25 protein-coding genes are annotated in these 23,840 nt (G+C 68.1%); 8 read left to right on the forward strand and 17 right to left on the reverse strand.

Annotated features, from left to right (window positions below; translation table 11 throughout):
* Window positions 1-18: 18 nt before the first annotated feature.
* The 7 genes from KAF39_RS14050 to KAF39_RS14080 all read left to right on the forward strand — a co-directional run bounded on the left by KAF39_RS14050 (window position 19) and on the right by KAF39_RS14080 (window position 5,835).
* Window positions 19-576, forward strand: a complete 558-nt coding sequence (locus KAF39_RS14050) for a heme-copper oxidase subunit III (protein ID WP_231729617.1) — start codon at window positions 19-21, stop codon at window positions 574-576.
* A 20-nt stretch (window positions 577-596) separates the two neighbouring features.
* A complete protein-coding gene (locus KAF39_RS14055; RefSeq protein WP_210677800.1) occupies window positions 597-1,397 on the forward strand; it encodes a c-type cytochrome in 801 nt (266 codons plus the stop codon).
* A 36-nt stretch (window positions 1,398-1,433) separates the two neighbouring features.
* Entirely contained in the window at window positions 1,434-2,510 is a 1,077-nt protein-coding gene (locus KAF39_RS14060; RefSeq protein WP_210677801.1) for a ubiquinol-cytochrome c reductase iron-sulfur subunit, read from the forward strand.
* A complete protein-coding gene (locus tag KAF39_RS14065) occupies window positions 2,507-4,321 on the forward strand; it encodes a cytochrome bc complex cytochrome b subunit (RefSeq protein ID WP_210677802.1) in 1,815 nt (604 codons plus the stop codon). The genes KAF39_RS14060 and KAF39_RS14065 overlap by 4 nt, the downstream gene beginning before the upstream one ends.
* A 76-nt stretch (window positions 4,322-4,397) precedes the next feature.
* Window positions 4,398-4,811, forward strand: a complete 414-nt coding sequence (locus KAF39_RS14070) for a RidA family protein (RefSeq protein ID WP_210677803.1) — start codon at window positions 4,398-4,400, stop codon at window positions 4,809-4,811.
* Window positions 4,808-5,335: a GNAT family N-acetyltransferase gene (locus KAF39_RS14075; RefSeq protein ID WP_210677804.1), complete on the forward strand. Its 528-nt coding sequence runs from the start codon at window positions 4,808-4,810 to the stop codon at window positions 5,333-5,335. Before KAF39_RS14070 ends, KAF39_RS14075 begins: the two co-directional genes overlap by 4 nt.
* A gap of 80 nt (window positions 5,336-5,415) precedes the next feature.
* The gene (locus KAF39_RS14080) at window positions 5,416-5,835 is read left to right on the forward strand and encodes a rhodanese-like domain-containing protein (RefSeq protein ID WP_210677805.1); all 420 of its coding nucleotides are present in this window, start codon (window positions 5,416-5,418) and stop codon (window positions 5,833-5,835) included.
* Between the two features lie 61 nt (window positions 5,836-5,896).
* Here the strand turns inward: KAF39_RS14080 and KAF39_RS14085 are convergent, their stop codons facing one another.
* The 5 genes from KAF39_RS14085 to KAF39_RS14105 form a co-directional block, all read right to left on the reverse strand.
* Window positions 5,897-6,331 carry a cytochrome c oxidase subunit 4 gene (locus tag KAF39_RS14085; protein WP_025105064.1) on the reverse strand — a complete coding sequence of 145 codons (435 nt, stop codon included), beginning with the start codon at window positions 6,329-6,331 and terminating at the stop codon, window positions 5,897-5,899.
* 3 nt (window positions 6,332-6,334) lie between these two features.
* The gene (gene ctaD, locus KAF39_RS14090) at window positions 6,335-8,068 is read right to left on the reverse strand and encodes a cytochrome c oxidase subunit I (RefSeq protein WP_210677806.1); all 1,734 of its coding nucleotides are present in this window, start codon (window positions 8,066-8,068) and stop codon (window positions 6,335-6,337) included.
* A 3-nt stretch (window positions 8,069-8,071) separates the two neighbouring features.
* Window positions 8,072-8,998 carry a cytochrome c oxidase subunit II gene (gene coxB / locus KAF39_RS14095; RefSeq protein WP_246878316.1) on the reverse strand — a complete coding sequence of 309 codons (927 nt, stop codon included), beginning with the start codon at window positions 8,996-8,998 and terminating at the stop codon, window positions 8,072-8,074.
* Between the two features lie 106 nt (window positions 8,999-9,104).
* Window positions 9,105-9,467, reverse strand: a complete 363-nt coding sequence (erpA, locus tag KAF39_RS14100) for an iron-sulfur cluster insertion protein ErpA (RefSeq protein WP_149085641.1) — start codon at window positions 9,465-9,467, stop codon at window positions 9,105-9,107.
* A gap of 66 nt (window positions 9,468-9,533) precedes the next feature.
* The gene (locus tag KAF39_RS14105) at window positions 9,534-10,937 is read right to left on the reverse strand and encodes a dipeptidase (RefSeq protein ID WP_210677808.1); all 1,404 of its coding nucleotides are present in this window, start codon (window positions 10,935-10,937) and stop codon (window positions 9,534-9,536) included.
* Window positions 10,938-10,982: 45 nt separating this feature from the next.
* On the opposite strand from KAF39_RS14105, the gene KAF39_RS14110 reads away from it, so the two are divergent.
* Window positions 10,983-11,555, forward strand: coding sequence for a DUF3043 domain-containing protein (locus KAF39_RS14110; protein ID WP_060921218.1), 573 nt, complete (start codon window positions 10,983-10,985; stop codon window positions 11,553-11,555).
* On the opposite strand, the gene KAF39_RS14115 is transcribed toward KAF39_RS14110, so the two are convergent.
* From KAF39_RS14115 to KAF39_RS14170, 12 genes are all read right to left on the reverse strand, one after another.
* Window positions 11,530-12,567: a quinone-dependent dihydroorotate dehydrogenase gene (locus KAF39_RS14115; RefSeq protein WP_210677809.1), complete on the reverse strand. Its 1,038-nt coding sequence runs from the start codon at window positions 12,565-12,567 to the stop codon at window positions 11,530-11,532. The two genes, KAF39_RS14110 and KAF39_RS14115, sit on opposite strands and share 26 nt — an antisense overlap.
* Before the next feature lie 10 nt (window positions 12,568-12,577).
* Window positions 12,578-13,048, reverse strand: a complete 471-nt coding sequence (gene nrdR, locus KAF39_RS14120) for a transcriptional regulator NrdR (protein WP_210677810.1) — start codon at window positions 13,046-13,048, stop codon at window positions 12,578-12,580.
* Between the two features lie 10 nt (window positions 13,049-13,058).
* Window positions 13,059-14,363, reverse strand: coding sequence for a histidinol dehydrogenase (gene hisD, locus KAF39_RS14125; RefSeq protein ID WP_210677811.1), 1,305 nt, complete (start codon window positions 14,361-14,363; stop codon window positions 13,059-13,061).
* A gap of 1 nt (window position 14,364) precedes the next feature.
* A complete protein-coding gene (locus tag KAF39_RS14130) occupies window positions 14,365-15,582 on the reverse strand; it encodes a hypothetical protein (RefSeq protein WP_210677812.1) in 1,218 nt (405 codons plus the stop codon).
* A 66-nt stretch (window positions 15,583-15,648) separates the two neighbouring features.
* On the reverse strand, window positions 15,649-19,167 hold the full coding sequence (gene dnaE, locus KAF39_RS14135) for a DNA polymerase III subunit alpha (protein ID WP_210677813.1): 3,519 nt from the start codon (window positions 19,165-19,167) through the stop codon (window positions 15,649-15,651).
* Between the two features lie 237 nt (window positions 19,168-19,404).
* Entirely contained in the window at window positions 19,405-19,986 is a 582-nt protein-coding gene (locus tag KAF39_RS14140) for a GNAT family N-acetyltransferase (protein WP_210677814.1), read from the reverse strand.
* 53 nt (window positions 19,987-20,039) lie between these two features.
* Entirely contained in the window at window positions 20,040-20,960 is a 921-nt protein-coding gene (locus tag KAF39_RS14145) for an RluA family pseudouridine synthase (RefSeq protein WP_210677815.1), read from the reverse strand.
* A 2-nt stretch (window positions 20,961-20,962) separates the two neighbouring features.
* Window positions 20,963-21,535: a signal peptidase II gene (lspA, locus tag KAF39_RS14150; RefSeq protein WP_246878317.1), complete on the reverse strand. Its 573-nt coding sequence runs from the start codon at window positions 21,533-21,535 to the stop codon at window positions 20,963-20,965.
* Window positions 21,536-21,544: 9 nt separating this feature from the next.
* A complete protein-coding gene (locus KAF39_RS14155; protein ID WP_210677816.1) occupies window positions 21,545-22,141 on the reverse strand; it encodes a DivIVA domain-containing protein in 597 nt (198 codons plus the stop codon).
* 181 nt (window positions 22,142-22,322) lie between these two features.
* On the reverse strand, window positions 22,323-22,622 hold the full coding sequence (locus KAF39_RS14160) for a YggT family protein (protein WP_025105081.1): 300 nt from the start codon (window positions 22,620-22,622) through the stop codon (window positions 22,323-22,325).
* A 3-nt stretch (window positions 22,623-22,625) separates the two neighbouring features.
* Complete coding sequence (locus KAF39_RS14165; RefSeq protein ID WP_210677817.1) at window positions 22,626-23,093, reverse strand: cell division protein SepF; 468 nt, start codon at window positions 23,091-23,093, stop codon at window positions 22,626-22,628.
* Window positions 23,094-23,136: 43 nt separating this feature from the next.
* Window positions 23,137-23,838 (reverse strand): YggS family pyridoxal phosphate-dependent enzyme, encoded by a 702-nt coding sequence (locus KAF39_RS14170; RefSeq protein WP_210678072.1) that lies wholly within the window; start codon window positions 23,836-23,838, stop codon window positions 23,137-23,139.
* Window positions 23,839-23,840 lie beyond the last annotated feature (2 nt).

The raw sequence follows: 23,840 nt of genomic DNA on the forward strand, positions 1-23,840 counted from the left end.
TGGCTCGGCAGCGAGGTGATGTTCTTCGCGGGACTCTTCGCGATCTACTTCACCCTCCGCAGCACTTCCCCCGAGCTGTGGGCCGACCGTACCGAGCTCCTGAACGTGCCGTTCGCGGCAGTGAACACGGCGATCCTCGTGCTCTCCTCGTTCACCTGCCAGATGGGTGTGTTCGCGGCAGAGGACCTGCAGCCGTACAAGATCGGCAAGGGACAGAAGAACGGCGCCGGCCGCCGTCGCCTGTTCGGCTGGGGAATGGTCGAGTGGTTCTTCCTCACCTTCGCCCTCGGCGCGATCTTCGTGTCCGGCCAGGTGTGGGAGTACGCACAGCTCGTCGCAGAGGGCATGCCCATCCAGGCTGACTCGTACGCCTCGGCGTTCTACCTGACCACCGGCTTCCACGCCCTCCACGTCACCGGCGGACTCGTCGCGTTCCTCCTGGTGATCGGACGCGCCTACGCCGTCAAGAACTTCCGGCACAAGGAGGCGACCTCCTCGATCGTGGTGTCCTACTACTGGCACTTCGTCGACGTCGTCTGGATCGTGCTGTTCTTCGTTATCTACTTCCTGAAATAAGAGCGGAGCTGATCCCCGAGATGGCACGAGAGAAGAAGCGCCGTTCGAGCGGTCGTCGCAGCCCACTGGCGGCGGCCGCGCTCATCGGAGCAGGCCTCATGATCACCGGCGCGGTGTACGCGGGCGCGACTGCGGCCTTCGCGGCCAACGACGCCCCCACGGCATCGACGCAGCTGACGGTCGAGGACGGCGAGAAGCTGTTCACGGCCAACTGCGCGACCTGCCACGGCCTCGACCTGGAGGGCACGCCCAACGGTCCGAGCCTCTACGGCGTCGGCGAGCTGGCGGTGGAGTTCCAGGTCTCGACCGGCCGCATGCCCCTGCAGATGCAGGGCCCGCAGGCCCCGCAGAAGGAGCCGCAGTTCACCGAGGAGCAGGTGCGCGCGATGGCCGCGTACGTGCAGTCCGAGGCCCCCGGCCCCGGCTACCCGGCCGACCGCATCCTCGACGGTGAGGGCGACGTGGCGCACGGCGCCGAGCTCTTCCGCGTCAACTGCGCGATGTGCCACAACGTGGCCGCCGCCGGTGGCGCGCTGACCGAAGGCAAGTACGCTCCGGCGATCACGGAGACCAGCGCGCTGCACATCTACGCCGCCATGGTCACCGGCCCGCAGAACATGCCGGTCTTCGGCGACATGAACCTGTCCGACGAGGACAAGCGCGACATCATCTCGGCTCTGCTCTTCCAGCAGCAGTCCGTCCAGATCGGCGGCTTCTCCCTCGGCTCGCTCGGACCGGTCTCCGAGGGCCTGTTCGTGTGGATCTTCGGTATCGGCGCTCTGGTCGCCATCACCGTGTGGATCACGGCGAAGTCCAACTGACGCTTATTCATCGAAGAGGAACGTACGAGGAGCACCATGGCACACGACGACGACTCGCAGGCTCTTGACAGGGCCTACCAGCCCTCTCCGGGGCTGGGTGTCGCAGTCAGCGATCCCGTGCAGAACCCCGGTCTTCCGCCGCACCGCGAGCGGATGACCGATAAGGACCCGCGCGCCGAGAAGGCCGCCGTCCGCACCGTCTACACGCTGTTCTACCTGTCGCTCGCCGGCAGCATCTGGGCGGTCGCCGCCTACATGCTGTTCCCGATCGAGAGCGGCGCTCTCATCGACATCCGTCAGAACAACCTCTTCATCGGTCTCGGCATCGCGCTCGCGCTGCTGGCCCTGGGCATCGGCGCCATCCACTGGTCGAAGGCGCTCATGTCCGACAAGGAGCACATCGAGCACCGCCACCCCACCCGGGGCAAGGACTCGACGCGTGAGGCGGCCGTCCAGGCCTTCGCCGAGGCCAACGAGGAGTCGGGCTTCGGTCGCCGCACGATGATCCGCAACTCGCTGTTCGCAGCGATCGTCGCGTCGATCATCCCCGGTGTGACCCTGTTCCGCGGTCTCGCACCCCACTCCACGCCGGAAGACCCCACGGCGGGCGACCCGGTCGCGCTGCTGAAGCACACGATGTGGGACGAGGGGATGCGCCTGGTGCGCGACCCCGACGGCACGCCCATCCGTGCGGCCGAGGTCACCCTCGGCTCCGCGTTCCACGTGATCCCTGAGGACCTCGCGGAGCTGGGCCACGACGAGGGCTACCTCGAGGAGAAGGCCAAGGCCATCGTGCTGATGATGCGCCTCCGCCCCGAGCAGCTCATCGAGGCCGAGGACCGCAAGGACTGGTCGTACGACGGCATCGTCGCGTACTCCAAGGTCTGCACGCACGTCGGCTGCCCCGTCGCCCTGTACGAGCAGCAGACCCACCACCTGCTGTGCCCGTGCCACCAGTCGCAGTTCGACGTCACGGACCACGCCAAGGTAATCTTCGGCCCGGCCGCACGGCCGCTGCCCCAGCTGCCCATCACCGTGGACGACGAGGGCTACCTCATCGCACGCAGCGACTTCACCGAACCCGTCGGCCCGAGCTTCTGGGAGCGCCATTGAGCACCGCAACGCTGTCCAAGGACGAGAAGGACACCAAGGCGCCTCTCGGCGGCCGTTTCGTCGGAGCCGCATCGAACTACATCGATGAGCGCACCAGCATCTCGGGCTTCGTCAAGGAGCTCGGTCGCAAGATCTTCCCCGACCACTGGTCGTTCATGCTCGGTGAGATCGCACTCTGGAGCTTCGTCGTCGTGTTCCTCTCCGGGACCTTCCTGACGTTCTTCTTCCAGGCCTCGATGGTGGAGACCCACTACACCGGCGCCTACGCGCCGATGCGCGGCATCGCGATGTCGTCGGCCCTCGAGTCGACGCTGCACATCTCGTTCGACCTCCGTGGAGGACTCCTGGTCCGCCAGATCCACCACTGGGCCGCGCTCGTCTTCATCGCCGGCATCGGCGTGCACATGCTGCGCGTGTTCTTCACCGGTGCGTTCCGCAAGCCGCGTGAGCTGAACTGGGTGATCGGCTTCGTGCTCTTCATCCTGGCGATGGCCGAGGGCTTCACCGGCTACTCGCTCCCGGACGACCTGCTCTCGGGCAACGGCCTCCGCATCATCGACGGCATGATCAAGGGTCTCCCCCTGATCGGCACCTGGACCTCGTTCCTCCTCTTCGGCGGCGAGTTCCCGGGTACCGACATCGTGGGACGTCTCTACACTCTCCACATCCTGCTGCTGCCGATGCTGGTCATCGCCTTCATCGCCGTGCACCTGATGCTCATGATCATCAACAAGCACACGCAGTTCGCCGGCCCCGGCCGCACGAACGACAACGTCGTGGGCTACCCGATGATGCCGGTCTACATGTCGAAGATGGGCGGCTACCTGTTCATCGTCTTCGGCACCATCGTGCTGATCGCGACGTTCTTCCAGATCAACCCGATCTGGAACTACGGACCGTACGACCCCTCCCCCGTCTCAGCCGGTACGCAGCCGGACTGGTACATCGGGTTCGCGGACGGCGCGCTCCGTCTCGCACCGTCGAACTGGGACATCGTGTTCCTCGACCACACCTGGTCGTTCGGCATCCTGGCTCCGGTGGCGGTCCTCGGTCTGTTCATCGTCATCGTCGCGATCTACCCCTTCATCGAGGCGTGGGTCACGGGCGACAAGCGCGAGCACCACATCGCCCAGCGTCCGCGCAACGCGGCCACCCGTACCGCGATCGGCGTCGCCGGCGTCATCTTCTATGCGGTGCTCTGGGCGGCGGCCTCGTCCGACCTCATCGCCACGCACTTCATGCTCACGATGGAGGGCGTGATCCACACGCTGCAGGCGCTGCTGTTCCTCGGCCCGATCATCGGTTACTTCGTGACGAAGCGCATCTGCATCGCGCTGCAGAAGAAGGACCGCGAGATCGTGCTGCACGGCTTCGAGTCCGGCCGCATCGTCCGCCTCCCGGGCGGCGAGTACATCGAGGTGCACCAGCCGGTCGACAAGTACGACCGGTGGAAGCTCATCGACGTCGACGGTTACGAGCCCCTCGTGGTCCGTCCGAACGCCAAGGGCCGCATCCCGTGGACGGAGAACCTGCGGTCCGCGATGTCGCGCTGGTTCTTCGAAGACCGTCTGGCTCCGCTCACGCAGGCCGAGGTCGACGCCGCGGACGCGCACCAGCACCACGTCACCGAGGGCAACGAAGCGGCCGAGGTCGCGGAGATCCAGGGCGCCCATGAGCGTGCCGGCTTCCCCGACGCCCCGCTCACGGTCGACGAGACCCACATCGACGAGACGCCGAACACGCCCAGCACGGTGATCTCGACCGAGCCGGTCAAGAAGCCTCGCAAGAAGAAGTCGGAGGACGACGAGTAATCGTCGGTCCCCCATCGAAGGCCCCGTCCGCTCGGACGGGGCCTTCGTCGTCATCACCCGATGAAAGGATCGTGTCATGTCTTCGGTCGTCCGCCTGCTCCGTGCTCCCCAACTCGCCGACGCTCCCTACGCCTACGCCGCCACCGCGCCCGCGGGCTCCCGGCTGGTCTTCCTCGCCGGAGCCTGCCCTCTCGAAGAGGACGGGACGACCACCGCCCCCGGCGACTATGCCGCGCAGGCGGCGCGATGCGTCGAGACACTGCAACAGGCGCTTACGGCCGCCGGCGCCACCCTGACGGATGTGATCAGCACACGGGTCCTGGTGGCCTCCTCCGCGCAGCGGGACCTCGTGACAGCCTGGGACGTCGTCCATGCGGCGTTCGGGGCCCACGATGCGCCCAGCACCCTTCTCGGCGTCACCGTGCTCGGCTACGACGACCAGCTCGTCGAGATCGAGGCGGTCGCCGCCCTCCCCGAGGACCGCGCATGAGCGTCGTCATCCGGAGTGCGACGGATCAGGACCATTCCGTCCTGGAAGAGATCGAGCGCGCGGCCGACCGCCTGCTGACCGATCGTTTCGGCACCGAGGACTGGCCGCCGCCGTCGACGGCGGACGACCGCCGGAACACCGGTGGATTCGTCCTGGTCGCCACCGACTCCCCCGCGGCGGAGTCTCCCGGCGGCGTCGAAGAAGTACCGGTCGGATTCGTGCAGGTCATCGAGGGGCCCGGGTACGCCCACCTGGAACAGCTGTCCGTGCATCCCGCCTACGGACGCCGCGGGATCGGGCGGGCCCTCGTCGTCGCCGCCCAGGACGAATCCCGCCGGCGGGGCCACACGCGGATCACGCTGCGCACCTATGCGGACGTGCCGTGGAACGCGCCCTTCTACTCCAGCTGCGGTTTCGTGGATTCCACTCCGGACACCGCGTTTCTGCAGGAGCTCGTCACCGTCGAGCAGCGGCTGGGCTTGACCCGCCACGGGCGACGCATCCAGATGACCGCGGTGCTCTGACCGGCTACGACGGCAGGATTCGTACGACGCACGACGGTATCCCTCGGTCACCGGCGCCCTCCGCTCTCTAGTCTGGGCTCATGATCGATCGCGCCGACTACTTCGCCGCCCGCCTCGCCTACGAGACCGACCCCAGTGACGTGCACGCGGACCGTGCCGCCGGACGAGCGCTCGTCGTGGTGGACGTCCGCTCGGCGGAGGCCTTCGCCCAGGGTCGTGTGACCGGGGCGCTTCACATGCCTCACAGCGAGATCGCCACCCGCGCGCCGAGCGAGATCCCGGCGGACTCCGAGGTGGTCGTCTACTGCTGGAGCCCCGGGTGCAACGGTGGCGTCCGCGGGGCGCTCCAGTTCGCGCGCCTCGGCTACCGGGTGCGGGAGATGATCGGTGGCTTCGAGTACTGGGCTCGGGAGGGATACCCGGTCGAGGACGCCGACGGTGTCCACCACCGACCTGTCGACCCGCTGACCGGGATCCCCCGCATCCGTACGCGCGTGTGAGGAGAACGCAGGAACGACGAAGGCCCCCGGAAGCTCCGGGGGCCTTGGTCGTGGATCACGCTCAGCGAGCGAAGTTGCCGCGGTAGTACTCGTAGACCCAGCCGACGATCGCGACCACGAAGATGGCGAGACCGATCGGAAGGAGGAAGTGGCCGACCGCCAGGCCGACGACGAACACGCCGGCCGAAGCCGCGAGGACCAGCGGCCACCAGGACCACGGGCTGAACTCGCCGAGTTCCGGGTCACCGTCGTCGATGTCCGACGTCAGGATGTCCTCGGGGAGCTCACCGTTCTGCGCCTTGTGCGTCCGGTCGAGGTAGAACGCGACCATGGCGCCCATGAAGGCGGAGAAGAACAGGGCGACCGTGCCGACCCACTCGATCTGGTTCACGAGCGGCAGCCCGGGGTGAGCCAGGATGTTCCAGCCGGTATAGACGACGCCGACGAGGGCGAAGAACGCGGTCAGGACCCACCAGATGATGACGTTGTCGCGCATGACTCAGTGGCCCTCTCGCTCGCCGGGTGCGGTGGTCGCGAACTCCGCGGCCTCCGGGTGGTTCAGGTCGAACGCCGGGCGCTCGCTGCGGATGCGCGGGATCGACGTGAAGTTGTGCCGCGGCGGCGGGCACGACGTCGCCCACTCGAGCGAGGCGCCGTAACCCCACGGATCGTTCACGGTCACCTTGGGCGCCTTGCGGGCCGTGATCCAGACGTTCAGGAAGAACGGCAGCATCGAGGCACCGAGGATGATCGCACCGATCGTGGAGACCTGGTTCTGCCACGTCCAGCCGTCCGCCGCGGAGTAGTCCGCGTAACGACGCACCATGCCGTCGACACCGAGCCAGTGCTGGATGAGGAAGGTCATGTGGAAGCCGACGAACAGCATCCAGAAGTGCACGTAGCCGAGACGCTCGTTGAGCATGCGACCCGTCCACTTCGGCCACCAGAAGTAGAAGCCGGCGAACATCGCGAACACGACGGTACCGAACACGACGTAGTGGAAGTGCGCGACGACGAAGTACGAGTCACTCAGGTGGAAGTCCAGCGGCGGTGCCGCGAGGATCACGCCGGTCAGACCACCGAAGACGAACGACACGAGGAAGCCGAGCGAGAACACCATCGGCGTCTCGAACGTCACCGAGCCGCGCCAGAGCGTTCCGATCCAGTTGAAGATCTTCACACCCGTCGGCACCGCGATGAGCATGGTCATCAGGGCGAAGAACGGCAGCAGCACGGAACCCGTGACGTACATGTGGTGCGCCCACACGGCGACGGACAGGGCCGCGATCGCGATCGTCGCGTAGACCAGCGTCTTGTAGCCGAAGATCGGCTTCCGGCTGAACACCGGGAAGATCTCCGAGACGATGCCGAAGAACGGCAGCGCGATGATGTACACCTCCGGGTGACCGAAGAACCAGAACAGGTGCTGCCAGAGCAGCACACCGCCGTTGGCCGGGTCGTAGATGTGCGCCCCGAGCACGCGGTCAGCGGCGGCGGCGAAGATCGCCGCGGCGAGGACCGGGAAGGCCATCAGGATCAGCAGGCTGGTGATGAGCGTGTTCCAGCTGAAGATCGGCATACGCCACATCGTCATACCGGGCGCACGCATGGTGATGATCGTCGTGATGAAGTTGACGGCACCGAGGATGGTTCCGAAGCCCGAGATCCCGAGCCCGAGCATCCACAGGTTCCCACCGGCGCCCGGCGAGAACGACGCGTTGGCCAGCGGCTGATACGCGAACCAGCCGAAGGAGGCGGCCCCCTGCGGGGTGAGGAAGCCGGCGACCGCGATGGTCGAGCCGAAGAGGAACAGCCAGAAGGCGAAGGCGTTCAGACGCGGGAAGGCGACGTCGGGAGCACCGATCTGCAGGGGCAGGATCGCGTTGGCGAAGCCCGCGAACAGCGGCGTCGCGAACATCAGCAGCATGATCGTGCCGTGCATCGTGAACAGCTGGTTGTACTGCTCCTTCGTCGGGATGATCTGCATGCCCGGCGCGAACAGCTCGGCGCGGATGACGAGTGCCATCACGCCACCGAGGAGGAAGAACACCACCGAGGCGATGAGGTACATGTACCCGATCGTCTTGTGGTCCGTGGAGGTGATCCACTTGACGACGATGTTGCCCTTCTGCTCGACGCGCGAGGAGCTCATCAGAGCGGCCTGGCGCGCAGGCAGGGTGGTGGGACGGGAGCGGGGTGCCTCGTCGGTGCGAGGAGCTTCAGTGGTCGACATGGCTTACTCCTCTCCTTCCTCGGTTTCGGTCTTCCCGGAGGTGCCGGGGAGGTTCGAGAGACGGTCGTACGCGTCGGTGATGTCGCCCGTGTTGCCCTCTTCCTCGAGGGACTCGAGGTAGGCGTCGTACTCGTCCTGCGAGACGACCTTCACGTTGAAGAGCATCATCGAGTGGTACTCGCCGCAGAGCTCGGCGCACTTGCCGGCGTACTCGCCCTCACGGGTGGGGATGAAGGACCAGGAATTGTCCTTCCCGATGAACATGTCCTTCTTGTAGAGGAAGTCGATGATCCAGAAGGAGTGGATGACATCGCGCGACTGCAGGTTGATGGTGACCTTCTGGTCGACCGGGAGCACCAGCGTCGGCAGCTCGGCCTGGTCGATGTTGCCCTCGGCATCCGGCTGGGCCTGGATGCCCATGGTCCAGACGGTGTCCTCTTCGGTCTCACCGTTGTACTGGAAGTCCCACGCCCACTGCTTGGCGATCGCGGTGATCTCGACGTCGGGGTCGTCCCACTTCGTCTCGATCTCCGTCTGGTCGCGCGCCGTGAAGAAGAACATGCCCAGCACGAGGATGAGCGGCACGATCGTGTAGAAGATCTCGATGGGCATGTTGTAGCGCATCTGCACCGGCAGGCCGGTCTGGCCCTTGCGACGGCGGTACGCGATCGCGGCCCAAGCCATGAGGCTCCAGGTGATGACGCCGACCGCGAGGAGAACGATCCAGGAGTTCACCCAGAGGGACGACACGCGCTCCGTCTGGTTGGTTGCTGCCGGACCACCGTCCACGAAGCCCGGAAGAAAGCCGTTGAGCTCGGTGGGAGTACATCCCGCCAGAGCCACAGCTGCCACAACTCCCACAGGGAGTGCGGCCCAACGAAGGCGGCGTTTCGAGGGCACGATGCACCTTTCAGATCGCGGACAAGGCATGTCCAAGTCTAGAGCAACCTCACACCTGATTCATGCCAACCATGCAGGTTGAGACGCGGAACGCCGCCGTCACGAGACGTGACGGCGGCGTTCGCAGGAGGAAGCGTCAGTGGAAGCTGTCGCCGCAGGCGCAGCTCCCCGCCGCGTTCGGGTTGTCGATCGTAAAGCCCTGCTCCGAGATCGTGTCCTTGAAGTCGATCGAGGCACCGTCGAGGTAGGGGACGCTCATGTTGTCCACGATGACCTCGACACCGTCGAAGTCGACCGTCTCGTCGCCCTCGAGGAAGCGCTCGTCGAAGTACAGCTGGTAAATGAGTCCCGAGCAGCCGCCGGGCTGCACGGCCACGCGCAGGCGGAGGTCATCGCGACCCTCCTGCTCGAGAAGGTTCTTCACCTTCGTGGCAGCGGCGTCCGTCAGGCTGACGCCGTGTGCGCGGGTGGTCTCTGCGGACAGGATGGTGTCGCTCATGTCGCTCCTCATGACGGGCCGGGTACGGGCTCTCCGACGATTCTACCGCCGGGAGGACGGGAAGGCTCAGATCTCCCGCGCGTTCATCCGGGCCAGCAGCAGTGCCTCGGTCGCCACCGCGTGCCGGAAGGTGTCCAGGTGCAGCGACTCGTTGGGGCTGTGTGCCCGGGAGTGCGGGTCCTCGACCCCGGTGACGAGGATCTGCGCGTCCGGGAACTCCCGGACGAGATCGGCGATGAACGGGATCGATCCGCCCACCCCGAGATCGACCGGCGCCACGCCGTAGCCGTCCCGCATGGCGTCGCGCGTGAGGGACACCGCCCACCCGCTCGTGTCCACCAGGAAGGGGTTGCCGAGATCGACGTCGGAGAAGGTCAGCTCCGCACCGAACGGTGCGTGCGCGCGGAGATGGCGTTCGAGCGCGTCATACGCCTCCTGCCCGGACTGCCCGGGTGCCACGCGGGCGCTGATCACGACGGTCACCTCGGGCAACAGCGTGTTCGACGCCGCAGCGATGCTCGTCGCGTCGATGCCGATCACCGTGACGGAGGGCTTGTTCCAGATGCGGCTGAGGATCGTGCCGTCACCGATGGGCGTCGTACCGGGGAGCAGACCGGCCTCGTCGCGCAGCGTCTCCTCCGTGTACTCGGGCGTCTCCGCCTCCCGGGCCGCCATGCCGTCCACGGCGACCGAGCCGTCTTCGTTCCACAGGGTGGCGAGCAGGCGCACCGTCGCCATCATGGCGTCCGGCACCGCTCCGCCGAACATGCCGGAGTGCGAGGCGTGGTCCAGCGTGCGCACCTTCATCGTGAACCGCGCGTTGCCCCGCAGGGACACCGTGAGTCCCGGGGTGACGGAGTCCCAGTTGCCCGAGTCGGCGACGACGATCGCATCGGCCCGCAGTGCGTCCTTGTTGTCGGAGAGGAACTGCGCGAAGGACCGCGACCCGTACTCCTCCTCCCCCTCGACGAACATCGCGATCCCCAGGTCCAGATCGTCGCCCAGGACCTCGGCCACCGCGCGGATCGCTCCGATGTGGGCCATGATGCCGGCCTTGTCGTCCGCGGCACCGCGACCGTACAGGCGGCCGTCACGCACGGTCGGCTCGAACGGCGGCGTCTCCCAGAGGGCGTCGTCGCCGGGAGGCTGCACGTCGTGGTGCGCGTACAGCAGGATCGTCGGCTTGCCGTTGCGCGCCGCTCGGGTCGCGAGGACCGCGGGCTGGCCCTGCTCGTCGGTGCCAGGGATGTCGGCGCGCAGCACCCGCACCTCATCGAAGACGCCGGTGCCCCGCGCGAGCGTCGCGACGGCGTCGGCGCTGCGCTCCAGCTGGGTCTGGTCGAAGGCCGGCCAGGCCATTCCGGGGATGCGCACGAGGTTCCCGAGGTCCGACAGCGCGGAGGGGATGCCGACGGCGACGGCTTCGAGGACGGCGGCGTCGGACTCGCTGGGAAGAGCAGGTGAGGTCATGCGAGTAATCTTAAGGTGACCCGCCCCAGCGAACTGAGGAACCTCGTGGCCACTACCCCCGCCTCCCCTTCGACGAACGACGACGCCCCCCAGACGCCTGCCGTCGGCAAGGGACGAGCGACGCCGACCCGCGCCGAGCAGGAGGCCGCGCGCCGCCGCCCCCTCGTGGCGAACACGAAGGAGGCGAAGGCCGCAGCCCGCGCCGAGCTCAACGAGCGCCGCGCGAAGGCGCAGGCCGGCATGGCCGCCGGCGAAGAGAAGTACCTCCCCGCGCGGGACAAGGGGCCGCAGCGTCGGTGGGTTCGCGACTACGTCGACGCCGGGTGGCACCCCGCGGAGTTCGTGATGGGTGTCATGGTGCTCGTCATCCTCGCCTCGCTGCTGCCGACGAACATGATGATCTCGTTCTACGCGTACCTCTTCATGATGGCGTACCTCGTGATCGCGATCGGCGGGATGATCCTTCTGGGCATGCGCGTCAAGCGCAAGGCCGCCGCCAAGTTCGGCAAGGACCGCGTGGAGAAGGGCCTCGGCTGGTACGCGGGAATGCGCGCGCTGCAGATGCGCTTCATGCGCCTGCCCAAGCCGCAGGTCAAGCGCGGGCAGTACCCGGACTGACCAGTCCCCGGTTGATCTCGCGGCCCCAGAACGGGCCGCGGTAGAGGAACGCCGTATAGCCCTGCACCAGGGTCGCCCCGGCGTCCAAGCGCTCCTGCACGTCCGCCGCCGTCTCCACTCCGCCCACCGCGATCACGCAGAAGTCGGCGGGAACCGCACCGCGGACGACCCGCAGCACGTCCAGCGAGCGCTGCTTCAGCGGCGCCCCGGAGAGACCCCCCGCACCGGCGGCCTCGACCACTGCCGCATCGGTACGCAGGCCGTCGCGGCTGACGGTCGTGTTGTGCGCGATGATCCCAGCGAGCCCCTCGGCCACCGCCAGGCGGGCGATCGCCTCGATCTCCTCGTCAGGGAGGTCGGGCGCGATCTTGACGAGCAGCGGGGTGGAACCCGAGGCCTCGCGGACCGCCCGGAGCAACGGCGCCAGCGTCTCCACCGCCTGCAGACCGCGCAATCCCGGGGTGTTCGGTGACGACACGTTGATGGCCAGATAGTCGGCCAGCGGCGCCAGCCGTGTCGCCGAGGCGACGTAGTCCGCCAGGGCGTCCGCCACGTCCACCACGCGACTCTTGCCGATGTTCACGCCGATCACGGTGTCGGGAGCCCCGCGACGCAGGCGCGCCAGACGCCGGGCGGCGGCATCCGCACCGCGGTTGTTGAAGCCCATGCGATTGATGACCGCGCGATCCTCGATCAGGCGGAACAGCCGGGGCTTCGGATTCCCCTCCTGCGGAACGGCCGTGATCGTGCCGACCTCGACGTGCCCGAAACCGAGAGCGGCGAGCCCACGGACCCCCACCGCGTTCTTGTCGAACCCGGCCGCGATACCGAACGGCGACGGGAAGGTGAGCCCCAGGGCATCGACGCGCAGCGACGGATCCGGCCGGGTCATCGCGCGGGTCACGCGGGCGAACGGAGGCACTCCGAGGACGCGGATCACCGCCATGCCGGCGTGGTGGGCGAACTCGGGATCGAAGCGCGACAGGACGGCGCGGAAGAGCAGCGGATACATCCCTGCCAGATTACCGGTCCGCTGCGGCGGCCTTCGCGTGGTCGGCGCGCAGATCGCCGATGGCGGCCTCGAAATCCTCCAGGGAGTCGAACGCCTGATAGACACTCGCGAAACGGAGGAAGGCGACCTCGTCCAGTTCTCGGAGCGGCCCCAGGATGGCGAGGCCGATCTCGTTCGTGTCGAGCTGGGAGACCCCGGTCTGCCGCACCGCCTCCTCCACTCGCTGCGCGAGGATCGCGAGGTCGGCCTCAGTGACCGGACGCCCCTGGCATGCCTTCCTCACCCCGGAGATGACCTTCTCCCTGCTGAACGGCTCCATGACGCCGGACCGCTTGATGACGTTCAGGCTCGCGGTCTCCGTCGTGGAGAAGCGTCCCCCGCATTCCGGACACTGACGCCGACGACGGATCGAGAGCCCATCGTCGCTCGTTCGGGAATCGATGACCCGGGAATCGGGGTGACGGCAGAAGGGGCAGTGCATCTGACAGATCCTACGCGGTGAACCGCGCCTCGATCGCCTCGCCGTGCGCCGGGAGCACCTCGGTGTCGGCCAGCGCGACGACGCCCTCACGGACGGCCGCCAGCGCCGCACGGTCGTAGGAGACGACCTGCTGGGGGCGGAGGAACGTGTACGCCCCGAGACCCGGCGCGTACCGCGCCTGGCCCCCGGTGGGCAGGACATGGTTGCTGCCGGCCATGTAGTCGCCGAGGCTGACCGGCGTCTGATCGCCGACGAAGACCGCGCCCGCGCTCGTGAACCCGGCTGCGGCATCCTCCGCATCGGCCAGGTGCAGCTCGAGGTGCTCCGGTGCGTACGCGTTGCTGAAGGCGACCGCCGTCTCGCGGTCGTCCACCAGGACGATCGCCGACTGCGGGCCGGCGAGGGCCGCGGCCACGCGCTCGCTGTGACGCGTGCGGGCAGCGAGGACCTCGACCGCCTCCCGCACCCGCTCCGCGAGCTCCAAGGCGTCCGTGACGAGGACGGCGGACGCCTGCTCGTCGTGCTCTGCCTGACTCACGAGGTCGGCGGCGATCAGACGCGGATCGGCGGCGGCGTCCGCGACGACGAGGATCTCGGTCGCGCCGGCCTCGGAGTCCGTACCGACGACGCCCGCCACGGCCCGCTTCGCCGAGGCGACGTAGTTGTTACCGGGGCCGGAGACCACATCCACGGGGTCGAGGCCGAGGCTGTCGACGCCATGGGCGAGGGCACCGATCGCCCCGGCACCCCCCATCGCATAGACCTCGGTGACGCCGAGCAGCGCGGCGGCCGCCAGGATCGTCGGGTGGACACGGCCGTCCTGATCCGCCTGCGGCGGAGATGCGAGCGCGATCTGCCGGACGCCGGCGACCTGCGCGGGAACCACGTTCATGACGACGCTCGACGGGTACACCGCCTTGCCGCCCGGGATGTACACCCCCACCCGGTGGACCGGCTGCCACCTCTGCGTGATGGTGGCGCCGTCGCCGATCCGTGTGACCTGCGGGGCCGGCACCTGCGCGGCCGATGCCAGACGCACCCGACGGATCGCCTCCTCGAGGGCGGTGCGCACGTCCGGCGCCAGCGTGTCGAGCGCCTCCGCCAGGTGCTGCTCAGGCACGCGCACGGCGTGCCCCGTGACCCGGTCGAAACGCTCGGCCTGCTCCCGCAGCGCGTCCTCCCCGCGCTCGCGCACGTCGTCGACGAGACGAGCGGCGGTCTCGAGGGCCTCGGCGCGCGCCTGCGTGGCGCGCGGGACGGCGGACAGCATGTCCGCGGGCGAGAGCTCGCGCCCCCGCAGATCGATCGTGCGCATGTCAGCCCTTCGTGATGCCGGCGATGTCGTGGAGGTAGCCGATGCGCCCGTCGTCGTGGCGGACGACGTAGGCGCCGCCACGGTCCTCGATCACCAGCGCCCAGGCCGACGGGCCGACACGGAAGATCGGCTCGCCGCGCTCGTCATGGACGTCGCGCTCCGTCGCGGCGAGGATCCAGAAGGGCTGCGGTGCGGGCGCGCTCTCGCGCGGGCGGGTGGTCTCCACGTCGCCCTCGTCGGCGACGACGTCGTGCACGGCGGTCGCGTCGTCGACCGCCGCTTCCTGCGCGCGGAGCTCGTCCTCCGAGAGCGCCTTCGCGCCCAGCAGCGACTCGATGCTCCCGGTGTCGGACACGATGTCCGGCTGCTCGCTGCGGGAGCGCCGCGAGTACGGCGGGGCGTATTCGGGCTCCGCAGCGACGGGGACCGTCCCCGTCCCCCCGCCCGACGCGTGGGCGGTGAGCGGGACACGGTCGGCCTCGGCGACCTCATCCGCCTCGCCAGCGGGTTCGACCGTCGTCGCCTCGACGTCGACGATGACGGCTGTCACCCCCTCGGCAGGGGACGGGGAGGAGGCTGCCGAGGCATCCACGGCAGCGGCGGACTCGTCGGTCTGGTCGACCGTCTCCGTGGCCGCGTCGTGCTCCGGACGCGGGCGGGCGACCACGGGACGGACGGGATTGGCGTTACGGTGCGCGAGCGTGACCAGCCGCCCCTGGAAGTCCTCCTTCAGCCCCGGGATGATCGGCGCGAAGACGGTGAGCACGACGAGCGCGGTGGACGTGATGACCTGGACCACGGCGTTCCACGGCAGACCCCAGTTGCCGGTCGAGATGACCGCCGAGAGGGCGAGCCACAGGTTGCCGGCCCAGACGCAGGCCGCCACCGAGAAGGCCACGGAGGCGAACTGGTCGATACCGAGCGACCCGACTCGCCGGATGCCGTCCGGCGAGAAACGCCGGAGGACGAGGAGGAAGACCGCCACGGTCGGCACGCCGATCGGCAGGATCCACTGGATGCCGATGCCCCACAGCGAGATCCCTCCGCTGAGCGGGAAGAAGGAGACGAGGAAGGACACCAGCCAGACGCCCACGATCAGCAGTTCACGCAGCGTGAAACCGAGGATTCCGTACTCCGGCGTGACCTCGTCGTCGTAGAGGACGCCGTCCTCATCGCTGAACACCGCCTCGGCGTCCGGCTCGGGAAGATCCGTGCTCATAGTCGTCCTTTCCTCATCGGCGCCCCTCGCGTTCCGGTGCGCTCGACGGCTCCCGATCCTACCCGCTCACCCCAGACAGGTCGGTCCGAGCAGAGACTTGAGGTCACCGAAGAGGTCCGCCGACACCTTCACCGGCATGGGAACCTCGAACACCTTCGCCGTTCCTCCGCGGTGCACGCGCAGCAGCACCTCGGTATCGCCGCTGTGCCGGCGGAGGACCTCGGCGAGCTCGGTCATGACGCGCTCGGTCGCCCGCTGCTCGGCGAGGACGAGCGACAGGGGCCCTGCGGCGTCGAAGGAGCCGACGTCGGGTGCGAACGCCGACTGCGCGTGCAGGTTCAGTCCGTCGTCGCGCCGGGACACCCGTCCACGGACGGCGAGGATCGCATCCTGCTGGAGGGTGTGCTGGAACTCGAGGTAGGTCTTGCCCATGAACATGACCGTGACCTCGCCGTTGAAGTCCTCGACGGTGATCATGCCGTAGGGATTGCCGCTGGCCTTGGCCACACGATGCTGGACGCTCGTGACGAGCCCTGCGACGGTCACCTGGTCGCCGTCCTGGAGATCCTCCGAGTTGTTGAGGTCGTGGATGGAGATCGATGCATGCTTCGCGAGCGGCACCTCGAGTCCGGCGAGCGGATGATCCGAGACGTACAGACCGAGCATCTCGCGCTCGAAGGCGAGCTTGTCCTTCTTGATCCACTCCGGCCGAGGCGGCACCTTGGCCGGAGCCGCCTCCTCCATGCCGTCGTAGAGGCTGTCGAAGTCGAAGCCGATGGCCCCCTGGGCCTCGTTGCGCTTGCGGTCGACCGCCGCCTCCACCGCGTCCTCGTGGATCTCGAGGAGTGCCCGCCGGGTGTCCCCCATGGAGTCGAACGCGCCGGCCTTGATGAGCGACTCGACCGTGCGCTTGTTGGCGACGTGGAGCGGCACCTTGTCGAGGAAGTGATGGAACGAGGTGAAGCGCTCATCCTTGCGGGACTGCACGATGCCGTCGACGACGTTGCTGCCGACGTTGCGGACCGCACCGAGACCGAAGCGGATGTCGTCGCCGACGGCCGCGAAGAAGTTGATCGACTCCGAGACGTCGGGCGGGAGCACCTTGATGCCCATCCGTCGGCACTCGTTGAGGTAGAGCGCCATCTTGTCCTTCGAGTCGCCGACGCTCGTGAGCAGTGCGGCCATGTACTCGGCGGGGTAATGGGCCTTGAGGTAGGCGGTCCAGTACGAGACGAGGCCGTAGGCCGCCGAGTGCGCTTTGTTGAAGGCGTAGTCGGAGAAGGGCAGCAGGATGTCCCAGAGCGCCTTGATGGCTCCCTCGCCGAAGCCCCGCTCGGTCATACCCGCCGCGAAGCCCGCATACTGCTTGTCCAGCTCGGACTTCTTCTTCTTTCCCATCGCCCGGCGCAGGATGTCGGCCTGACCGAGGCTGAACCCGGCGACCTTCTGCGCGATGGCCATGACCTGCTCCTGGTAGATGATGAGTCCGTACGACTCTTCCAGGATCTCCGCGAGAGGCTCCGCCAGCTCGGGGTGGATCGGGCTGATCTCCTGCTGGCCGTTCTTCCGCAGCGCGTAGTTCGTGTGGGAGTTGGCGCCCATCGGCCCCGGACGGTACAACGCGATCAGGGCCGAGATGTCGCCGAAGTTGTCCGGCTTCATGAGCCGCATGAGGGAGCGCAGGGGCGGGCTGTCGAGCTGGAAGACGCCAAGGGTGTCACCGCGGGCGAGCAGCTCGTACACGGCGGGGTCGTCGAGGCCCAGGTGCTCGAGGTCGAGTTCCTCACCGCGGTTCATCCGGATGTTGTCGAGGGCGTCGGAGATGATCGTGAGGTTCCGGAGCCCCAGGAAGTCCATCTTGATCAGGCCGAGCGACTCGCACGACGGATAGTCGAACTGCGTGACGATCTGCCCGTCCTGCTCGCGCCGCATGATCGGGATGATGTCGAGGAGCGGCTCCGACGACATGATGACGCCGGCCGCGTGCACACCCCACTGCCGCTTCAAGCCCTCGAGGCCGAGGGCGCGGTCGAAGACGGTCTTGGCCTCCGGGTCCGTCTCGATGAGCGCGCGGAACTCGCTGGCCTCCTTGTAGCGGGGGTGCGCGGAGTCGAACATGCCGTCCAGCGGCATGTCCTTCCCCATCACCGCGGGGGGCATCGCCTTGGTGAGCCGCTCCCCCATGCTGAACGGGAAGCCGAGGACGCGACCGGCGTCCTTGAGTGCCTGCTTGGACTTGATCGTGCCGTACGTGACGATCTGCGCCACGCGCTCGGAGCCGTACTTCTGGGTCACATACTCGATCACCTCGCCGCGACGACGGTCGTCGAAGTCGACGTCGAAGTCAGGCATGGAGACGCGGTCGGGGTTGAGGAAGCGCTCGAAGATCAGGCCGTGCTCGAGGGGATCGAGGTCGGTGATCCTCATCGCGTAGGCCACCATCGATCCGGCACCGGAGCCACGGCCCGGACCGACGCGGATGCCGTTGTCCTTGGCCCAGTTGATGAAGTCGGCGACCACGAGGAAGTAGCCGGGGAACCCCATCTGGAGGATGATGCCGGTCTCGTACTCGGCCTGCTTGCGCACCTTGTCCGGGATGCCGTGGGGGTACCGGTAGTGGAGGCCCTTCTCGACCTCCTTGATGAGCCAGCTGTCCTCGGTCTCGCCGTCCGGAACGGGGAACCGCGGCATGTAGTTCGCCGACGTGTTGAACTCGACCTCGCACCGCTCCGCGATCAGCAGCGTGTTGTCGCAGGCCTCCGGGTGGTCGCGGAAGAGCTGGCGCATCTCGGCGGCGGTCTTGATGTAGTAGCCGTCGCCGTCGAACTTGAAGCGGTTCGGGTCGTCGAGGGTGGAGCCGGACTGCACGCACAGGAGCGCCTCGTGGGCATCCGCCTCGTGCTGATGCGTGTAGTGCGAGTCGTTGGTGGCCACCAGCGGGATGCCGAGGTCCTTCGCGAGACGGAGCAGGTCGGTCATGACCCGGCGCTCGATCGAGAGGCCGTGATCCATGATCTCGGCGAAGTAGTTCTCCTTGCCGAAGATGTCCTGAAACTCCGCCGCCGCCGCGCGGGCGGCGTCGTACTGACCGAGTCGGAGGCGGGTCTGCACCTCACCCGACGGGCAGCCCGTCGTGGCGATGAGCCCCTTGCCGTACGTCTGCAGCAGCTCGCGGTCCATCCGAGGTTTGAAGTAGTAGCCCTCCATGCTCGACAGCGAGCTGAGCCGGAACAGGTTGTGCATGCCCTCCGTGCTCTGGCTCCACATGGTCATGTGGGTGTACGCACCGGAACCGGACACGTCGTCGCTGCGCTGATCGGGCGACCCCCACTGCACCCGCGTCTTGTCGCTGCGATGCGTGCCCGGGGTGACGTAGGCCTCGAGGCCGACGATGGGCTTGACGCCGGCGTTCCGCGCCGCGTTGTAGAACTCGAACGCCGCGAAGGTGTTGCCGTGGTCGGTCACGGCGATCGCCGGCATGCCGTAGTCGGCGGCCGCCTGCGTCATGGCGTTGATCTTCGCGGCCCCGTCGAGCATCGAGTACTCGCTGTGCACGTGCAGGTGGACGAAGGAGTCGGATGCCATGCTTCGAGTCTACGTTCGGCCGCCGACATCGCCCGCGTCACGGTGCCTCGTCCACCACCTCGGTGACCACTCTCGTGACGGACTCCGGCACGTCCCCGATCACGCCTCCGGTCCCGTAGCTCTCGGCGATCGCATCCACGAGGCCTCGGGACGTGTCGATACCGATCCTCGAGCGACCGCGCGATGATCTCGCTGTCTGTGTTCACACTCTGTATTGCCCGCGCATCGGCATCCGGTTCACGGATTCTCGCGGAGATCCCGCCGCATGAGCACGCGGGGGAAGCCGTCGAGGACGGAACCCGTGTCCGCCGCCTTCGCGAATCCCGCACTCTCGAAGAGCCGCCGCGTGCCGACGTACGCCATCGTCAGGTTCACCCGCGCACCGGCGTTGTCGACCGGATACCCCTCGATCGCGGGGGCACCGCGCTCCCTGGCGTAGGCGACCGCACCCGCGATGAGGGCGTGGGACACCCCGTGTCCGCGGTGTCCCGGGCGGACGCGGAAGCACCACAGCGACCAGACATCGAGGTCGTCGACGTGCGGGATCAGGCGGTTGCGCGCGAAACTCGTCTCCGCCCGGGGATGCAGCGCCGCCCAGCCGACCGGCACCTCGTCGAGATACGCCAGCACCCCCGGCGGAGGGTCCTGATGGCAGAGCTCCCGCACCCGCTCGGCGCGGGCAGGCCCTCGCAGCGCGACGTTCTCCTTGTTGCCGATGCGGTAGCTCAGACAGAAGCAGACGTTCGATGTCGGCTTCTTCGGACCGACCACCGCGGCGACGTCGTCGAAGACCGTCGCCGGACGCACCAGGATGCTCATGCGGTCAGTGTGGCGGAGACCACCGACACCGCGGAAGCGGCGCTCCGAGGAGGCTATTCCCCGCGGAGCACGTCGAGCGCGTGCTGGAAGTCGTCCGGGTAGGGCGAGGTGAACTGCACCCACTCCCCCGTGGTCGGATGCGCGAACGCGAGCTGATGCGCGTGCAGCCACTGGCGCGTCAGGCCGAGGCGGGCGGACAGCGTCGGGTCCGCTCCGTAGAGCGGGTCACCGACGCACGGATGCCGATGCGCGGCCATGTGCACGCGGATCTGATGCGTGCGGCCCGTCTCCAGATGGATCTCGAGCAGCGACGCCCCCGGGAACGCCTCGAGGGTCTCGTAGTGCGTGACCGACGGCTTGCCGTCCGGAACCACGGCGAACTTCCACGAGTGGTTCGGATGGCGTCCGATCGGTGCGTCGATCGTCCCCACGAGCGGGTCGGGATGCCCCTGCACCACCGCGTGATAGATCTTCTCGACCGTGCGCTCCTTGAACGCAAGCTTCAAGGCCGTGTAGGCGGCCTCGCTCTTCGCGACGACCATGAGACCGCTCGTGCCCACGTCGAGCCGGTGGACCACGCCCTGACGCTCGGGGGCCCCGCTCGTCGCCACGCGGAAACCGGCGGCCGCGAGAGCACCCACCACCGTCGGGCCCTCCCATCCGAGCGACGGATGAGCGGCGACGCCGGTCGGTTTGTCGACGACGACGATGTCGTCGTCGTCGTAGACGATCCCGAGCTCCGGCACCGCGATCGGCACGATCTTCGGTCCCTCCTTCGGCTGCCACTCCACTTCGAGCCAGGCACCGCCGCGCAGGCGATCCGACTTGTCCAGGACGGCACCGTCGAGGCGCACCCCACCGGAGGCGGCGACCTCCGCGGCGAACGTGCGGGAGAAGCCGAGCAGCTTGGCCAGTGCGGCGTCGACCCGCGTGCCGTCGAGCCCGTCGGGGACGGGCAGCGACCGGGATTCCACGCTCAGCGCTCCTCGGACGCGGCGGCCGCCTCGGCGTCCTCGTCCGTCTCGACCGGCGCGTGGTCCTTCTCGCGCGTACCGTCGAAACGGAGCCCGAACACGACGAGCAGGGCCACGGAGATCATGCCGGTGACGATGAACACGTCGGCGACGTTGAAGATCGCCGGCATCATCCAGGGCATCGAGATCATGTCGACCACATGGCCGACGGGGAACCCGGGCTCCCGGAACAGGCGGTCCGTGAGATTGCCCAGGACGCCGCCCAGCAGGCACCCCAACACGACCGCCCAGAGCGGCGATCGCAGACCGAAGGCCTTCCACACGATCACTCCGGCAACGACCGCCAGGGCGATCGTGAAGATCCAGGTCACGCCGGATCCGAGCGAGAACGCCGCGCCGGGGTTGCGGACGTAGTAGAGCTGGAGGAACTCGCCGAGGACGGGAACCGCCTCATGCAGCGGCAGGTTCTCGATCGTGAGGTACTTCACAAACTGATCGGCGGCCAGCACGACCGTTGCGAGAATCGCAACGATCGCACCGGCCGCCGACCGACGAAGGGGACGACGTCCTGACAAGAGGGCGCCTTACAGGCCGATCGCGGAGACCGGCGTGGAGTCCGTCGACGCCGACTTCTCGTCGAGCTCGCGGAGCTGACCCTCGATGTAGCCGCGGAGCTGCGAACGGTAGTCGCGCTCGAAGTTGCGCAGCTCGGTGATGCGCGCCTCCAGCGTGTTGCGCTCGCGCTCGAGACGGGCGGTCTCCTCACGCTGCTTCGCCTCGGCCTCCGTGCGGATGCGGGCGACCTCGGCCTCGGCCTCAGAGATGAGCTGGTTGCGCTTGGCCTCACCCTCGGCGACGTGCTCGTCGTGCAGGCGCTGAGCCAGCTCGATGATGCCGGCGGTCGCGGTCGCGGAGCCGGTCGGAGCAGGCTCGGCGGCAGTCTCCGCAGCGGGAGCGGGGGCAGGCGTCGCAGCGGCCGGCTCGGCGGCGGCCGGAGCAGGGGTGGCGCCCGACTCGTACGCGGCGAGCTTCGCCTTCAGCTCGGCGTTCTCCTCGAGGGCCTTGCGCCACTCGATGACGATCTCGTCGAGGAAGTCGTCGACCTCGTCCGGGTCGAAGCCGTCCTTGAAGCGGACGTGCTGGAACTGCTTGGTGACGACGTCATCCGGGGTAAGTGCCATGGGTGGCTCCTCTTTCGATGAGTTCGATTGCCAGTACCGATGTATGGCGTGTTCGTGATGTGGCGCGAACCCGGGGCGCGCACCTGGGTGCCAGCATAGCCCCCGAGCCTCGGGGTCGCGATGCCACGACACCCAGGCTCGGACAACTCGCCGAGGTCCCCGGGCGCGACACGCGGGGAGGTCAGCGGATGAACAACCGCACGATGTTCATCAGGATCAGGACGACCAGAAGCGTCAGCGCGAAGCCGAAATCCAGGGACAGCTGGCCGATGCGCAACGGAGGGATGATCCGCCGGAAGAACCGGATAGGCGGATCGGTGACCGTGTAGACCGCTTCGGCGGCGACCAGGCCGAAGCCCTTGGGACGCCACTCCCGATTGAACATCGGGATGTAGTCGAGGATCAGCCTCGCGAAGAGCACGAGGATGTAGACCAGCAGCACCAGATGGACGATGCTGGCGAGGACCGAGACCAGCTGCACGGTCTACGAGTGGTCGAAGCCCGCAGACTCGGCGTCTGCGTGCGCGATACCCCCGTGACCGGACACCGCGATGTTCTCCGGCGAGAGCAGGAAGACCTTGGAGGTGACCCGCTCGATGCGGCCGTACAGGCCGAGGGAGAGACCGCTCGCGAAGTCGATGAGGCGGCGCGCGTCGGCATCGCTCATCTGGGAGAGGTTGATGATGACGGGGACGCCCTCGCGGAAGCTCTCCGCGATCAGCTGGGCGTCGCGGTACTGCTTCGGGTGGACGGTGAGGATCTCGTTCACGGCTCCTGCTGCGGGCTGGCGGACGGCGACGGGACGACGGAGCGGCGTGACGGGAGCCGGAGCCGGCTCTTCGCGGTCACGCTCGCGCTGCGCGCGGGCGGGCGCCGGCGTCTCCTCTTCGTAGACCTCTTCCTCATCGGCGAGGCCGAGATACACCATGGTCTTCTTCAGCGGGTTACCCATCGTGTCCTCCGGTTCGAACGTTTGGGGCTGGTCTTGTCACAGGCTAACCCCGGGCGGGGCGCGGTCCCGTGATTGCGGAACCGATCCGCAGGTGTGTCGCGCCGGCGGCGATCGCCTCGGCGTAGTCGCCGGTCATCCCGGCGGAGATCCAGGTCGCGTCAGGGGCGACGGCCCGCACCTCGTCGGCGATCCGACGCAGGCGGGCGAAGGCCGAAGCGGGCTCCTCGTCGAGGGGCGCCACCGCCATGACTCCGCGGAGGCGCAGCGAGGGCAGTGTGAGGACGTACTCGGCCAGCGCGACGGCCGCCGCCGGATCGACACCGCCACGACCCTCGTCCTCCGTGAGGTTCACCTGCAGGAGCACGTCGAGCACGTCGTCACCGTCCGCGGCGCGGTGCAGGGCATCGGCGAAGCGGTCGCGATCGACGGAATGCACGACGTCGGCGCTCCGCCGGATCGCGGATGCCTTGTTCGTCTGTCCCTGCCCGATGAAGTGCCACTCCAGGTCGAGCGCGGAGAGCTCCGCGACCTTGGCAGTGAGCTCCTGCTGCCGGTTCTCCCCCACCGCCCGCACGCCGAGAGCGTGCAGGTCACGGACGAGCGAGGCCGGATGGAACTTGGTGACGACGATCCGGGTGATCTCCGCGGGAGAGCGCCCGGCGGCACGCGCGGCGTCGGCGATGCTCTCGTCGATCGCCGACAGCCGCGCGGCCAGATCCGATGGCGCCGCAGCGCCGACCGGCATCG

It is taken from the genome of Microbacterium sp. BLY, assembly GCF_017939615.1.
Classification (GTDB): Bacteria; Actinomycetota; Actinomycetes; order Actinomycetales; family Microbacteriaceae; genus Microbacterium.